The sequence below is a fragment of the Haliea salexigens DSM 19537 genome (assembly GCF_000423125.1).
Classification (GTDB): Bacteria; Pseudomonadota; Gammaproteobacteria; order Pseudomonadales; family Halieaceae; genus Haliea; species Haliea salexigens.
This window is the reverse complement of the sequence record NZ_AUHJ01000001.1, coordinates 178,577-193,620: the sequence shown is the minus strand read 5'-3', so window position 1 is coordinate 193,620 and position 15,044 is coordinate 178,577. Positions and strand designations below refer to the sequence as shown.

Below are 15,044 nucleotides of genomic sequence, written 5' to 3'. Positions count from 1 at the left end.
TTTCCTCATCTAATACGCACTATCCAGTGCGAATGAGGGGACAATGTGACCAATGAATGAACGTCAGGTATTAATTGTTGATGATGAGTTTGCCATTCGCGACATGTTGCGCATGGCGCTGGAAATCGCGGGATTCCGCTGTCTGGAAGCGGAGAATATCCAGGATGCCTTCACCTTGATCGTCGACGAGCGCCCCGATATGGTGCTGCTGGACTGGATGCTGCCCGGCGGCAGCGGCTTGGAGCTGCTGCGGCGCCTGAAACGCACCGATACCACCCGCGACGTGCCGGTGATCATGCTGACTGCGAAGACTGCTGAAGACAACGTCATCCAGGGCCTCGATGTAGGCGCTGACGACTATATTACCAAGCCGTTCGCGCCGCGTGAGCTGATCGCCCGCATCAAGGCGCTGATGCGTCGCTCCGCGGGTGGGGATGAGCAGGATCGCATCCAGGTGGCGGAACTGGTACTCGATGGCGAAAGCCGACGTATCTTCCTGCTGGATGAGCCGGTCGATATGGGGCCCACGGAATTCAATCTACTGCAGTTTTTCATGTCACACCCTGAGCGCGCCTATACCCGCAGTCAATTGCTCGATCAGGTCTGGGGCGCGAACGTTTACGTTGAGGAACGCACGGTGGACGTGCATATCCGCCGCTTGCGCAAGGCGCTGCAAACCCCCCAGGCCGATTACAGTGACCTTGTGCAAACCGTTCGCGGTACCGGTTATCGCTTCTCTGCCCGCGGCGTTCCCGCGCGGTGAGTCCACAGGTTGCCTGGCTGGCAGAGCTGCGCCGGCTGGTTGTGCTGGTTGCCGTGGCACTGGCCGTGGGCTGGCCGCTGGGCCTGCCCTGGGAGTTACTTTCCGTTGCGCTGATTGTGCTGGCCATGCGTTGGTTGTGGCAGATGCGCCGCTTGCTGCGCTGGCTTGAGGACCCTGCCATTGAGCCCCCGGAGGCGCTGGGTTTCTGGGGGGAGATGTACGATCGTCTCTACCAGCTGCAGCGCAAGGCCAGGGAGCGCGAGAGTGATCTGCGGTCACGCTTGGACTACCTGCAGGATTCACTGTCATCAATGCATGATGGCGCCATCATGATCACAGCCGCCGGCTCGATCGAGTGGAGCAATCAGGCCGCGCAGCGCCTGTTGGGACTGCGCTACCCGGCAGACCGCGGCCAGGCCCTGCTGAACCTGGTGCGCTTGCCCGCCTTTCACCGCTACTATATTGCGGGTGCCTTTGATGACCCGCTGCAACTGCGCATGCAGGGAGAGCGCGAGCAGACGCTGCAGTTTGCCATCACGCTTTTCGGCAACGGTGACCGCCTCGTTTTCGTGCGCGATGTGACCAAGGAGGCGCATCTGGAGCAGATGCGGCGCGATTTCGTCGGTAACGTATCGCACGAGCTGCGCACGCCGCTGACGGTCATCAAGGGTTACCTCGAGATGATCCTGGCGAACGCGCAGCAACTTGAGGCACGCTTTCGGCGCCCGCTGGAGCAGATGTCACAGCAGACCGAGCGCATGGAGAGCCTGCTCAAGGATCTGCTCTGGCTGTCGCGGCTGGAGAGCGTGCGCACGCAGGCCCGGCGCGAGCAGGTCGATATCGCGGGCCTGCTGCAGGAACTCGTGGATGAGCTGAGGACCCTGTACCCCGAGCGCACGCTGTCGCTGCAGCTGGACACCCGGGAAAAGATCCCCGGTGACTACCGTGAGCTGCACAGTGCGGTCTCAAACCTCATTCTCAACGCCTTCAAGTACAGCAAAAATGACAGTTCGGTGACAGTTTCGTGGCGGCAGCGTGACGATGAGCTGCTTCTGGCGGTAGAGGACGAGGGCATTGGCATTGATGCCCTGCATATCCCGCGGCTCACAGAGCGCTTCTACCGCGTTGACGACAGCCGCTCCTCGGCGACCGGGGGTACGGGGCTGGGCTTGGCGATCGTCAAACACATCGCTGCGGGGCACCGTGCGGAGCTGCGCATTACCAGTATACTGGGCAAAGGCAGTACCTTTACCCTGGCATTTCGGCGCTGACGTGCGTCCCGACATGCCATTGTCATAATAGTGTCACATCTTGGCGGTACTGTGTGCCCCGTCCAATTCCGCTATACACAGGAGTGCTTTATGTCGATCAAACAGTGGCTGAGAAAGTCGGTAGCAGTGGCGGGAGCCAGCGCTTTCGTTTTGGGCATGGCGCCGGTTGCATTGGCGGAGCTGGATCCCGGTCTCAAGGACTACGAAATTGCCAGTGGCGTGTCGGGTAACCTCTCCAGCATCGGCTCCGATACACTCGCCAATCTGATGACCCTCTGGGCTGAGGACTTCAAACGCGCCTACCCCAACGTCAACATACAGATTCAGGCCGCAGGCTCTTCCACGGCGCCGCCGGCGCTGACTGAGGGCACAGCCAATATCGGCCCGATGAGCCGTGACATGCGCGACAAGGAGATCGAGGCCTTCGAAACACGGTACGGCTACAAGCCGACTGCAGTGCCGGTCGCTATCGACGCGCTTGCGGTGTACGTGCACAAGGACAACCCGATCGAGGGTATGTCGATTGCCGAGGTGGACGCCGTATTTTCCTCTACACGCAAATGCGGAGCGGCGCAGGATATTGGCCAGTGGGGGCAACTGGGCCTTGGCGGTGCCTGGGAAGGCCGTGATATGCAGTTGTTCGGTCGCAATTCCGTTTCCGGTACCTACGGCTATTTCAAGACCGTTGGACTGTGCAAAGGCGACTTCAAGAACAGTGTCAATGAGCAACCCGGATCGGCCTCAGTGGTGCAGTCGGTGTCCACCTCCATCAACGGCATCGGCTATTCAGGCATCGGCTACCGCACCTCCAGCGTGCGCACGGTTCCCATCAGCAAGGACGAGGGCGGCGCCTACGTCGAGGCGGATGCGGAAAACTCCATCAATGGCAGGTACCCACTGGCGCGGTTCCTTTATGTGTATGTGAACAAGGACCCGAACAAGCCGCTGTCGCCACTGGAGCGCGAGTTCTTCAAGCTGGTGTTCTCGCGCCAGGGGCAGGATGTTGTGTTGAAAGACGGTTACATTCCTCTGCCCGCGGCAGTCGTGGACCGTTACAGTCAGCAATTGGGCCTGTAAGGTATGAGAATCGCCAGGCCAGGCTGCCTGCAGCCTGGCTGGTGCCGACAATCGCCGATCGAGTGATTCTGTCTTGACTAAATTGAGCGAACACGTGTCTCCCTTCACACCCCGCTGGAGGCATTTCAAGGATCGCGCCGCCACCGTGTCTGTCACGGCAGGCGGCGCTGGCGTACTGGTCGCCATCCTGCTGATTTTCTTCTACCTGCTCTACGAGGTGCTGCCCCTGTTCGGCAATGCCTCGATAGAGAAGCGTTCCGAGGTGGCCTCACCCTTTGCATCCGCGCCGTTGTATCTGGCCGTGGAAGAGCAGACGGAAATGGGCTTTGCGGTATTTGCCGATGCGCGCGGCAGCTTTTTCCAGTTGGATAGCGGGCGCGTAGTGCTCGAAGCGGACCTGGCCACTGACCTGGGTCCGGTATCTGCGGTGGCAGAAGAGAGCGCAGGCAAGCGTTTGCTGGCAGTTGCCCACACCTCGGGCGCGGTGTCTGTGCACGCGCATGAATACCGCCTCAGTTACCCGGGTGGGGAGCGCCTGATTACGCCGCGAGTTGAGCGTCTGTATCCGGAGCTTGCCATTCGCATCGGCGAGGGCCCGTTGCAGAAGCTGGCGCTGGGTGACAATGACGATGCGCTGCTGGTTGTTGCCCAGGACGCCGCAGGTGCCCTGCACGCTCAGCGCTATAACCGTTCGGAAAACTTCCTCACCGGCGAGGTGAATTTCGACCTGGAAATACTGCCTTTGCCAACACTCGCAGGCGAGACGGCGGATTTTCATATCGACGAAAACCTGCACTGGCTCTACCACATCGACAGCAAGGGTGGCTTCGCCGTTATCAACCTGCGGCAGCGTGACGGGACGGGCAAGCTTGAGGTGGCGAGCCGCGGTGAACTGTTTTCCGGCGGCGGTCAGTTGAGCGAGAGCGCCATGCTGCTGGGCGGCATTTCCCTGCTTGCAGCCTCTGACCGTGCCGAGCTGGTGCAGTATTTCATGGTCCGCGACGGGGAGGGTGGACACCGCCTGCAGCGCGTTCGCGAATTTGATACGGATGGTGTCAGCATCGCCACGCTGTTGCCGGAACATCGCCGCAAGGGGTTTGTGGCGCTGGGTCGGCAGGGCGAGGTGCAGATCTATCACACCACGTCGCATCGGCGCCTGTTGAGTGAAAGTGCACTGCCTCTGGGCGCGGGTGCAGCCGCTATCTCCCCGCGTGCTGACGCGCTGCTGCTGGTGGACGCCGATGGCAGCCTGCGCAGCTGGCACATCGATAACGAACACCCGGATGTCTCCTGGTCGGCGTTGTGGAGCGAGGTGTGGTACGAAAGTTATGATGAGCCGGCTCACGTATGGCAGTCCTCCGCATCAGACAATGACTTCGAGCCCAAGTACAGTTTTGCGCCGCTCGCCTTCGGTACCCTGAAAGCCGCGTTCTATACCATGATGATTGCCGCGCCGCTGGCGATTTGCGGTGCCATCTACACGGCCTATTTCATGGCGCCGGCGCTGCGGCGCAAGGTCAAGCCCGTGATCGAGCTTATGGAAGCGCTGCCCACCGTGATTCTCGGTTTCCTCGCCGGCCTCTGGCTGGCACCGCTGATAGAAGACAAGCTGACAGCCGTGGTCACCCTGATGCTGGCGCTGCCTGTTGGCGTGATCCTGTTCGCCTTTCTCTGGTCGCGCCTGCCACTGGCGATTCGCGCCCGTTTGCCCGACGGCTGGCATGCCGCGGTGCTGGTTCCGGTGGTTCTGTTTATCGGTTACGCCAGTTTCGCCAGTAACGACGTGCTGGAACTGTGGTTCTTTGCCGGTGACATGCGCGGCTGGATTACCACGGAACTGGGCATCTCCTTTGATCAGCGCAACGCGCTGGTCGTCGGTATCGCCATGGGTATGGCCGTTATCCCCACTATTTTCTCGATTGCGGAGGATGCGATTTTCTCGGTGCCCAAGCATTTGAGCTATGGCAGCCTGGCACTGGGAGCGACCCCCTGGCAGACCCTGGTGGGTGTGGTGATTCCCACGGCCAGTCCGGGTATTTTTTCCGGCCTTATGATCGGCCTGGGCCGCGCGGTGGGTGAGACGATGATCGTGCTGATGGCGACGGGCAACACGCCGATCATGGATGCCAATATTTTTGAAGGCATGCGTACGCTGTCGGCGAATATTGCGGTGGAAGTGCCGGAAGCCGAAGTGGATAGCACGCACTACCGTGTGCTGTTCCTGGCTGCCTTTGTGCTCTTCATGTTCACCTTCATGGTTAACACCGTGGCCGAGCTGGTTCGGCAGCGGTTGCGCATCAAGTACGGGTCACTTTGATGAACAGGATGATCAACGAGCAGGAACTTCACAGCGACCGTGCTCCCGGTGTGGGCAAGTGGTTGCGCGGCGGCGATCCGCTGATATGGCTTAACGGCGCCGCGGTGAGTGTGAGTGTGATTGCGGTGGTGGGGCTGCTACTACTGCTGGCTGTGCGCGGACTAAGCCACTTCTGGCCGGCGGATGTGCTGGCGGTCTCCGTCAGCTACCAGGGGCAGACTCGTGAGCTGTTGGGCGAGGTCGTCGAACAGGTCGAAGTCCCGGGTGCACAGTTGCGCGAGGCCGGTTTTGAGCTGCAGGGTCCGGGGCCGTTTTATCAGCGTACCCTGATGAAGCAGGGCAACCGCGATTTTCTCGGCACGGACTTCACCTGGCTTATCGATGAGCAGTTCGGCCCCCGCCGCTATCCTCTCGACGTGTTGGTCGTGGAACGCCTTGAGTGGGGCAACTTCTACGGCTACCTGCGCGCTGTCAGCCGGTTCGGCGAAGACCCGGTGACCGTAGCTGAGCACGGCGAAGCGGCGACCCTGGAGGCAATGCAGGCCTTGATTGTCGACACCGTTGCCGTGCGCGAGGAAATCCACGAGATCGAGCAGGGCGAGATTGGTGCCATCAACTACGAGTTGGAGCGCCTGCGCCTGCGCGAGCGCGGGCTTGAGTTGGAGGGGCGCCTCGATGCGGCGGCCCAGGCCGACCTGGCGAGCAAGCGCGCAGAACAGGAAGCCAGTTTCCGCGCTTTGCAGGAGCAACTCTACACACTGTACGACAGCATAAAAGACCACAGCTATAGCGCCGAGCTGGCTGATGGTCGCGTGGTTACCTTGCCCATCGCCAAGGTGGTGCGTGCCTACCAACCCAATGCCATGAACGTGTTCGCCAAGATGGCGATGTATGTCGAGCGCCTCTGGGAGTTTCTCTCCGAGCCGCCGCGTGAAGCCAATACCGAGGGCGGGGTGTTCCCGGCCATGTTCGGCACGGTGTTGATGGTGATTCTGATGTCCATCATCGTCACGCCGTTCGGCGTTGTGGCGGCGGTGTATCTGCGCGAGTACGCCAGTCAGGGTTTTGTCACTCGTACCATACGCGTGGCAGTGAACAACCTGGCCGGGGTGCCCTCGATTGTTTACGGTGTTTTTGGCCTGGGCTTTTTTGTCTACTTTGTGGGTGGCGAGCTGGACCAGCTGTTTTTTCCCGCCTCGCTGCCGCGTCCAACCTTCGGCACGCCGGGTCTCATGTGGGCATCGTTAACCCTGGCGTTGCTCACGCTGCCGGTGGTTATCGTGGCGACTGAGGAGGGGCTGGCACGTATTCCCTCCACCGTACGCGAGGGTTCTCTCGCGCTGGGTGCCACCCGCGCGGAAACGCTGTGGCGGGTGGTATTGCCCATGGCCAGCCCGGCCATGATGACCGGCCTTATTCTCGCCGTTGCCCGGGCGGCAGGGGAGGTCGCGCCGTTGATGCTGGTTGGCGTGGTGAAGCTCGCGCCCACGCTGCCGCTGGACGGCAACTACCCTTACCTGCATCTCGACCAGAAGTTCATGCACCTGGGCTTTCACATCTACGACGTCGGCTTCCAGAGCCCGAACGTGGAGGCAGCGCGCCCGCTGGTGTATGCAACAGCCTTGTTGCTGGTGCTGATTATCGCCCTGCTCAATCTGGCCGCCGTCAGTTTGCGCAACAGGCTGCGCGAACGCTACAAGTCACTCGAACACTAAACAGGAACCTGTCATGCAAACCCACGCTTTGGATATTCAGGCACTGAAACGTGATCAGGCGCCATCTGAGGGCCCGGCAGGGCCGGCGGAAACCAGCCTGCGCATGGAAAACCTCAATCTGTTCTATAACCAGAACTCGCAGGCGCTGTTTGATATCAACCTGGAGATACCCCGTCAGCGGGTAACGGCGTTTATTGGCCCCAGTGGCTGTGGCAAGTCCAGCCTGCTGCGCTGTATCAACCGCATGAATGATCTGGTGGATGGCTGCCGGGTGCAGGGCCGCCTGCTGCTGGACAATGAGGATGTCTACGATCGCCGCGTTGACGTGGCCGCGTTGCGCCGTCGTGTCGGCATGGTGTTCCAGAAACCCAATCCGTTCCCGAAGAGCATTTACGAAAATGTGGCTTACGGCTTGCGTATCCAGGGCATCAACAAGAAACGTGTACTGGATGAGGTGGTTGAAAAATCCCTGCGCGCAGCGGCCCTGTGGGATGAAGTCAAGGACCGTTTGCACGAGAGCGCGCTGGGCATGTCCGGCGGTCAGCAGCAGCGCTTGGTGATTGCCCGCACCATTGCGGTGGAGCCGGAAGTGCTCTTGTTGGACGAACCGGCATCGGCACTGGACCCCATCTCCACGCTCAAGATCGAAGAGCTGATCTATGAGCTGAAGTCGCGCTACACCATCGTGATCGTCACCCACAATATGCAACAGGCTGCTCGCGTGTCGGATATGACCGCGTTCATGTACATGGGCAAATTGATTGAGTACGACGATACCGATACTCTGTTCACCAACCCGGAACAGAAGCAGACCGAGGATTACATCACCGGCCGTTACGGCTGAGGACAACGCCATGCTCCATCAGGACAGTTACAAGCAACATATCTCCGCCCAGTTCAACGCCGAATTGGAGTCAGTCAAAAACCACCTGCTGGAAATGGGCGGGCTGGTAGAGCAGCAGATTGGCAAGGCGGTTGAATCCCTGTTGAATCGCGACAGCGGCCTCGCGGAAGAGGTCATCGCCGGTGACGAACAGGTCAACGAACTGGAAATCAACATTGATGAGGAGTGCTCACGTATTCTCGCCAGGCGCCAGCCCGCCGCCAGCGACCTGCGTCTGGTGTTGGCGATATCCAAAGTCACAACCGACCTTGAGCGCATCGGTGACGAGGCGAGCAAGATTGCGCGCCAGGCGGTGAAAGCAACGGAAGACGGCTCTGCAAACACCAGCAGCTTCGTCGAGATTCGCCACATCGGCAATCACGTGAGCGACATGTTGCGACGGGCACTTGATGCGTTCGCCCGCCTGGATGTCGATATGGCGGTGCAGACGGTCATCGCGGACAGGGAGGTCGACTCCGAGTACGCGAGTGCCATGCGCAGCCTCGTGACCTTCATGATGGAAGATCCGCGGACCATTGGTCCTGTACTGGGTCAGATGTGGTCTCTGCGTAGCCTCGAGCGAGTGGGTGACCACGCGAGCAACATCGCTGAGCATGTCATCTATCTGGTCCGCGGCCTCGACGTGCGTCATGTAGAGCCGGATGACCTTGTAGCGCAGGTTGAAGAGCACCAGTAGTTCGCTCCCTCTGCGCGCAAGACTTCGCCGTTGTCATGAAAATGTCATAAAAATCGCATAATATTGACATTTAAGTGTCATGCGCGGCGGCGCATGCACAGGCAGACGAGGAACAATCATGAACAGACTCTCCCTGGGGTTGGCAGTCGCCGCCGCATCTCTTGCTTCTGTGGTTTCACCCGGAACCGCTGTCGCGGCGGTCAGCGAGGCCGACTTTGCCCGGCTGCAGGCGCAGATGGCGGGCCTGATGGCCCGCGTGGCGGCGCTGGAAGAAGAGAACGCGGAGCTGCGCGAGAATACCGCTAATGCCGTGTCCGAGATTCGCCTCACCCGGGAGCAGGTGGCAGCGGTGCCGCTGCGCGCAGCGCCCACGGGTGCCGAGGATACCCTGCAGTTTTCCGGTGACTTCCGTTACCGCTACGAAGAAATCGATATCGGCCAGCGCGTTGTGCGCACGCGTCACCGTGTGCGAGCGCGGGCCGGGTTTGTTGCACAGCTACCACAGGATGTGCAGGTTGGGCTGAAAGTGGCGGCGGGGAATGATTCGCCGGTGTCCGGCAACGCCACCCTGGGCGGTGGCGGTCAGAGCAAGGACCTGTACCTGGATCAGGCCTGGGCGACCTGGCGGCCTTTCACGGGCGCTTACGCGACTGTGGGTAAAATGAAAAACCCCATGTATCGTCCGGAGGGCTCGGGGCTGCTTTGGGACTCGGATTACACGCCAGAGGGTATTGCCCTGGGCTGGGCGAATGACGCGGTGTTCGTGAATGCCGTTGCACACGCGCTCGACAGTGACAGCGTGCGCGCCAACAGCGCGTTCTACTACGGTGTACAGTCCGGTTTTACCCTGGCACTGGGCGAGACCCTCGGCCTGACGGCGGGTGGTGGCTATATCGATATGCCGGTCAAGGGCAAGAACACCTACTACGGTAGCTCCGACGTGTTCTTTGGCAACAGTTTCAGCTGTGACTCGATCTTGCTCACCTTCTGTACCTACGACAACAACTACGAAGAGCTTGAACTCTTTGCGACACTGGATATTGATGGCCTGGGTATGCCTGCCGCCGTGTACGGCCACTACGCGCAGAACCTGGATGCAGACGACGAGGATACCGCCTGGTCGGCCGGCGCGCGCCTGGGCAAGGCCAGCGCTGCGGGCAGCTGGCAGGTCGCCTACGAGTTCGCGTCGATCGAGGCGGACTCCCTGCTGGCGCTGCTCAGTGACTCCAACATCGGTGGCGGTGGCACGGATGTGCGCGGTCACAAGCTCGGTGCCGTGTTTGCAGTGGACAAGCAGTGGCACGTTGGCCTGACGCTGTTCATCGACAACGAAACCCTGAGCAGTCGCTTCGATGACCCGATTGATTATGACCGGGTGATCTTCGACACATCCTTCAAGTACTGATCCCCGCAGGCTGCGCCTGGCGCGACACGGGGGGCTATACGCTTTTGGTGCCATGCCAGTGCAATCGCGTTGCGTTGCCCGGCGTGGCTTGATTACAATATGGGCCTCGGCATTTCGGCCGATGCGTCTGCGTCCCCTTCGTCTAGTGGTCCAGGACACCGCCCTTTCACGGCGGGAACAGGGGTTCGAACCCCCTAGGGGACGCCATTTATCGGAACTGCTCATGAGTCGTTACTGGAGTGACGTGGTGCGGCGTCTCACGCCTTACGTGCCCGGCGAGCAGCCGCGGCACCCCCGTCTGATCAAGCTCAATACCAACGAGAGTCCTTACCCACCGTCGCCACGTGTGCTGGATGCCATTCACGAAGTGGATGGCGATGCCTTGCGGCGTTACCCCGATCCGGAGTCCGTAGCGCTGCGCGCGGCATTTGCCAGCGCAGCGGGATTACAGCCGGAACAGGTATTCCTGGGCAATGGGTCGGACGAGGTGCTGGCGCATGTGTTCATGGGTTTGCTGCAACACGATGCGCCCCTGTTGTTTCCGGATATCAGCTACAGTTTCTACCCTGTGTGGTGTGATCTCTACGGCATCGCCGGCGAGTGTGTGCCGCTGGGTGATGATTTCAGTATTGCGGTTGAAGATTATGCGCGGCCCAACGGCGGCATTATCCTGCCCAACCCCAATGCTCCCACGGGTATGCTGCTGGGGCTTGGTGACATACGTCGCTTGCTGAAGGCGAATCCCCACAGCGTGGTGGTCGTCGATGAAGCCTACATTGATTTCGGTGGCGAGTCGGCGGTGGCCCTGGTGAACGAGCATGACAACCTGCTCGTGGTGCAAACCCTGTCCAAGTCGCGGGCACTTGCCGGCTTGCGTGTGGGTGTGGCGTTTGGTCACGCGGACTTGATTGACGGCCTGCAACGGGTCAAGAATTCCTTCAATTCCTACCCGGTGGATGCCGTGGCACAACGCGCTGTGCTGGCGTCGCTAGCGGATGAAGAGTGGTTCCGGGCCTCCTGCGACAAGGTGATTGCCAGCCGCTCCCGCCTTACCGCCGGGCTGGAGCAGCTCGGCTTTCAGGTGTTGCCCTCGAGTGCAAATTTCGTGTTTGCTGCACCAGCACCGCAATACGATGCGCAGGCGCTGTTTCTGGCCCTGCGGGAGCGCGGGATCATCGTGCGGCATTTTAATAAGCCGCGGATCTCGAGCTTCCTGCGTATCAGCGTGGGTACCGATGCCCAGTGCGAAGCGTTGCTTGAGGCGCTGTCGGAGTTACTCGCCGTCGATAGCGCCTAGACTGGTCGCGCCGTGGCGGCGAGAGCCGCCTCGCACGCTCAGGGTGCGGGAGAACAGTTCAGCGGCGCTGCAGGATAACGCTGCCAATGCTGTAACCCGCGCCAAAGGAACACAGCACGCCGAGGTCGCCGGGGGCAAAGTCTGCGCGATGTTTGTGGAAGGCAATGACGGAGCCGGCCGAGCTGGTATTGGCGTATTCGTCCAGAATGGTGGGGGCTTCTTCCGCCGTTGCGTCGCGCCCCAGCACCTTGCGCGAAATCAACTGGTTCATGCTCAGGTTGGCCTGGTGTAGCCACAGGCGCTTGAGTTGCTCGGGGGCGATGTCCAGGCGTTGCAGCTGCTCGCTGATCTGCCGCGCTACGGCCGGGCAGACCTCTTTGAACACCTTGCGTCCTTCCTGCACGAACAATTTGTCGGGCTTGCCTACACCCTCTTCAGCGGCGCGGTTGAGAAAGCCGAAATTGTTGCGAATATTGTTGGAAAACAGTGTTTGCAGCCGGCTGTCCAGAATACGGTAAGTCTCGCTGGCGGAGGCGCTGTCAGCCCGCTCCAGAATAATCGCGGTGCACACGTCGCCGAAAATGAAATGTGAGTCGCGGTCGCGAAAGTTAAGGTGACCACTGCATATCTCCGGGTTCAGAATCAGCACGCAGCGCGCGCTGCCGGCGTTGATGCTGTCGCGTGCCTGCTGGATTCCGAAGGTGGCCGATGAACAGGCCACGTTCATGTCAAAGCCGAAGCCTTCGATACCCAGTGCGTCCTGCACCTCCACAGCGATGGCCGGGTAGGCGCGCTGCAGGTTGGAGCAGGCAACGATCACAGCATCAATGTCGGCTGCCTGCTTGCCGGCCTGGGCCATGGCCTCACGCGCGGCGGCAACGGCGATTTCGCACTGCACGGAGGGGCTGCTGTCGGGCCGCTCCGGAATTCTCGGCACCATGCGCTGGGGGTCGAGAATGCCCGCCTTGTCGATCACGTAGCGCGACTTGATGCCAGAGGCCTTTTCCACAAATTCCGCGGAGGAGGGCTGCATGGGTGCAATCTCACCCGCGGCAATAGCAGCGGCATTTTCCGCGTTGAACTGTGCGACCCAGGTGTTGAATGACTCGACCAGTTCAGCGTTGCTGATGGACTGCGTGGGCGTGAATAGCCCGGTGCCGCTGATGACAACCTCGCTCATGACCTACGGATTTCCTGTTGCGTGACGTTAATGGAAGAGTGTAACCAAAAAAGGCCGCAGGAGGGCGGCCTTTTTCGGGGTGGCAGCGGGCTTTAGCCGCGCTTGTCCAGCGCGACGAAGTCCCGCTGCGGGTGACCCGTGTAGAGCTGGCGCGGGCGACCGATACGGTAGCTGCCGCTGATCATCTCGTGCCAGTGTGCAATCCAGCCCACGGTACGGCCGACGGCAAAAATCACCGTGAACATGCTGGTGGGGATGCCGATGGCCTTGAGAATGATGCCGGAATAGAAGTCTACGTTGGGGTAGAGCTTGCGCTCGATGAAGTAAGGGTCTTCCAGCGCGATCTGTTCCAGGCGTTTGGCAATGGCCAGGAGTGGATCGTTGTCAATGCCGAGCTCCGCCAGTACATCGTCCGCCGCTTCTTTCATCACCTTGGCACGTGGGTCGAAGTTCTTGTAGACGCGGTGACCGAAGCCCATGAGGCGGAAGGGGTCGTCCTTGTCCTTGGCGCGCGAAACAAATTCATCGATTCGCGATACATCACCGATTTCCTCCAGCATTTCCAGTACCGCTTCGTTGGCGCCACCGTGTGAAGGGCCCCAGAGTGCAGCGATACCCGCGGCGATACAGGCAAACGGGTTGGCGCCGGAGGAGCCTGCCAGGCGCACGGTCGAGGTGGAGGCATTCTGTTCGTGATCGGCGTGCAGGAGGAAGATACGGTCCATGGCGCGCGCGAGAACCGGGCTCACATTGCTGGGCTCGCAGGGGTTGCCGAACATCATATGCAGGAAGTTTTCCGCGTAGCCCATGTTGTTGTCGGGATACATGAAGGGCTGGCCGATAGAAAACTTGTAGCTCATGGCGGCGAGCGTGGGCATTTTCGCAATCAGGCGAAATGCCGCAACCTGGCGGTGGTGCTCGTCGGAGATGTCCAGCGAGTCGTGATAAAAGGCGGACAAAGCGCCGACAACGCCGCACATGACGGCCATCGGGTGCGCGTCGCGGCGGAAGCCGTTGAAAAAGGTGCGGATCTGTTCATGCACCATGGTGTGGCGCTTGACCGTGCTGACGAAGGTCTCTTTCTGCTCAGCGGTCGGGAGCTCTCCGTACAGCAGCAGGTAGCACGTCTCGAGGTAATCGCTGTGTTCGGCCAGCTGATCGATGGGGTAGCCGCGGTGCAGCAGTACGCCCTGGCCGCCATCAATATAGGTGATTTGCGACTCACAGGCAGCGGTGGAGACGAACCCCGGATCGTAGGTGAACATGTCCCTGGAAGTGAGTGCACCCACGTCGATCACGTCTGGACCGAGGGTGCCGGAGTACACGGGGAGTTCAATGGTTTCGTCCAGCCCGTCTACTTTCAGGGTTGCTTTTTTGTCGCTCATGAAAGGTCCTGCGATGTGGTTCTGTGGGGTGCCCAACTATAAAGTCTCGACAGCTTTTGTCAATTGATCTGGGGCTATTTGCCAGCATCCTGAGCCTTTTGGTCGCTAAAGTCCCGGATCACGAAACCCGAAGATCGGCGACGTTCGCGACTTGCTTGCCGGGCCTGCCCGCTGCGGGTACAGGTTTGTAATTAGAAACGCATCCCTCTATAATTCTGCGCGCTTTCTCCGCACGTTTTTTGCGAAAAGCAGCAGCGCCAAGCCGCCCCGGCTGGCCCCATTTAATCGCCCTTTGTGGCGTCCGCAACGGTGGAATTGAACTGTGAAAGACAAACGTCCCGTGAACCTGGACATCGGCAGCATGCGGCTTCCCATAACCGCATGGGCTTCGATCACCCATCGCGCCTCCGGTGTTTTTCTCTTTTTCGCCATGGTCTTCCTGGTGTGGGCACTCGACATGAGCCTGCGCAGCCCCGAGGACTTTGCCACATTGCAGGAGGTGCTGACCGGCCCGCTGGCCAAGTTGATTCTCTGGGCGATAGTGGCAGGCCTGATCTATCACGCTCTGGCCGGTATCAAGCACATTTTTATGGATTTCGGCATAGGTGAAAGCTTTGAGGGTGGCGCTTTGGCGGCCCGCTTCGTGATTGGCCTGTCGGTAGTCCTGATTCTGCTCGCGGGGGTTTTGATATGGTAACTGCAGTTACGAGTTTTGGTCGCTCAGGCACTTCCGATTGGCTGGTGCAGCGCGTTAGCGGCGTTATTTTGCTGGTTTACTTCCTGTTTATCGCTGCGGTTGTGGCAAACGGCGTCGACTACGCCAGCTGGAGCGCCCTCTTCAAGCAGACTTGGGTGCGCGTTTTCAGCCTCATGGCTCTACTGTCTCTGGCGGCGCATGCCTGGATTGGTCTGTGGTCCGTGGTAACTGACTACCTGACCGAGCGTATGATGGGAACAACGGGCAATGTTTTGCGTATATCGTCACAGCTGGTGATTGCGCTGGTGCTTTTTGTTTACGTGGTCTGGGGCGTGCAAGTCCTTTGGGGATATTGAG

At 60.2% G+C, this 15,044-nt stretch carries 13 protein-coding genes and 1 tRNA gene; 12 read left to right on the top strand and 2 right to left on the bottom strand.

The genetic code is table 11. The features are described 5' to 3' along the window. The first annotated feature begins 52 nt into the window (after window positions 1-52). From phoB to hisC, 10 genes are all read left to right on the top strand, one after another. Window positions 53-763, top strand: coding sequence for a phosphate regulon transcriptional regulator PhoB (phoB, locus tag G533_RS0100945; protein ID WP_027948333.1), 711 nt, complete (start codon window positions 53-55; stop codon window positions 761-763). Continuing rightward, complete coding sequence (phoR, locus tag G533_RS0100940) at window positions 760-2,034, top strand: phosphate regulon sensor histidine kinase PhoR (RefSeq protein WP_027948332.1); 1,275 nt, start codon at window positions 760-762, stop codon at window positions 2,032-2,034. Before phoB ends, phoR begins: the two co-directional genes overlap by 4 nt. A gap of 90 nt (window positions 2,035-2,124) precedes the next feature. Beyond that, entirely contained in the window at window positions 2,125-3,111 is a 987-nt protein-coding gene (locus tag G533_RS0100935) for a PstS family phosphate ABC transporter substrate-binding protein (RefSeq protein ID WP_027948331.1), read from the top strand. A 73-nt stretch (window positions 3,112-3,184) separates the two neighbouring features. Continuing rightward, window positions 3,185-5,428 carry an ABC transporter permease subunit gene (locus G533_RS0100930; protein ID WP_051229850.1) on the top strand — a complete coding sequence of 748 codons (2,244 nt, stop codon included), beginning with the start codon at window positions 3,185-3,187 and terminating at the stop codon, window positions 5,426-5,428. Continuing rightward, window positions 5,428-7,143 (top strand): phosphate ABC transporter permease PstA, encoded by a 1,716-nt coding sequence (gene pstA, locus G533_RS0100925; RefSeq protein WP_240472332.1) that lies wholly within the window; start codon window positions 5,428-5,430, stop codon window positions 7,141-7,143. The genes G533_RS0100930 and pstA overlap by 1 nt, the downstream gene beginning before the upstream one ends. A gap of 13 nt (window positions 7,144-7,156) precedes the next feature. Next, window positions 7,157-7,987 (top strand): phosphate ABC transporter ATP-binding protein PstB, encoded by an 831-nt coding sequence (gene pstB, locus G533_RS0100920; RefSeq protein ID WP_027948328.1) that lies wholly within the window; start codon window positions 7,157-7,159, stop codon window positions 7,985-7,987. A gap of 10 nt (window positions 7,988-7,997) precedes the next feature. Further along, entirely contained in the window at window positions 7,998-8,723 is a 726-nt protein-coding gene (phoU, locus tag G533_RS0100915; protein ID WP_027948327.1) for a phosphate signaling complex protein PhoU, read from the top strand. A gap of 118 nt (window positions 8,724-8,841) precedes the next feature. Further along, the gene (locus G533_RS0100910; protein WP_027948326.1) at window positions 8,842-10,128 is read left to right on the top strand and encodes a putative porin; all 1,287 of its coding nucleotides are present in this window, start codon (window positions 8,842-8,844) and stop codon (window positions 10,126-10,128) included. Window positions 10,129-10,259: 131 nt separating this feature from the next. Continuing rightward, window positions 10,260-10,335, top strand: a tRNA-Glu gene (locus G533_RS0100905). A 16-nt stretch (window positions 10,336-10,351) separates the two neighbouring features. Continuing rightward, complete coding sequence (gene hisC, locus G533_RS0100900) at window positions 10,352-11,425, top strand: histidinol-phosphate transaminase (protein ID WP_027948325.1); 1,074 nt, start codon at window positions 10,352-10,354, stop codon at window positions 11,423-11,425. A gap of 58 nt (window positions 11,426-11,483) precedes the next feature. On the opposite strand, the gene G533_RS0100895 is transcribed toward hisC, so the two are convergent. After that, a complete protein-coding gene (locus tag G533_RS0100895; RefSeq protein ID WP_027948324.1) occupies window positions 11,484-12,605 on the bottom strand; it encodes a beta-ketoacyl-ACP synthase III in 1,122 nt (373 codons plus the stop codon). A gap of 92 nt (window positions 12,606-12,697) precedes the next feature. Continuing rightward, window positions 12,698-13,990, bottom strand: a complete 1,293-nt coding sequence (gene gltA, locus G533_RS0100890; RefSeq protein ID WP_027948323.1) for a citrate synthase — start codon at window positions 13,988-13,990, stop codon at window positions 12,698-12,700. A gap of 322 nt (window positions 13,991-14,312) precedes the next feature. Between gltA and sdhC the strand changes: the two genes are divergently transcribed. Both sdhC and sdhD read left to right on the top strand, forming a co-directional pair. Further along, the gene (gene sdhC / locus G533_RS0100885; protein WP_027948322.1) at window positions 14,313-14,687 is read left to right on the top strand and encodes a succinate dehydrogenase, cytochrome b556 subunit; all 375 of its coding nucleotides are present in this window, start codon (window positions 14,313-14,315) and stop codon (window positions 14,685-14,687) included. After that, entirely contained in the window at window positions 14,681-15,043 is a 363-nt protein-coding gene (gene sdhD, locus G533_RS0100880; protein WP_027948321.1) for a succinate dehydrogenase, hydrophobic membrane anchor protein, read from the top strand. The genes sdhC and sdhD overlap by 7 nt, the downstream gene beginning before the upstream one ends. The last annotated feature ends 1 nt before the right edge of the window (window position 15,044 follow it).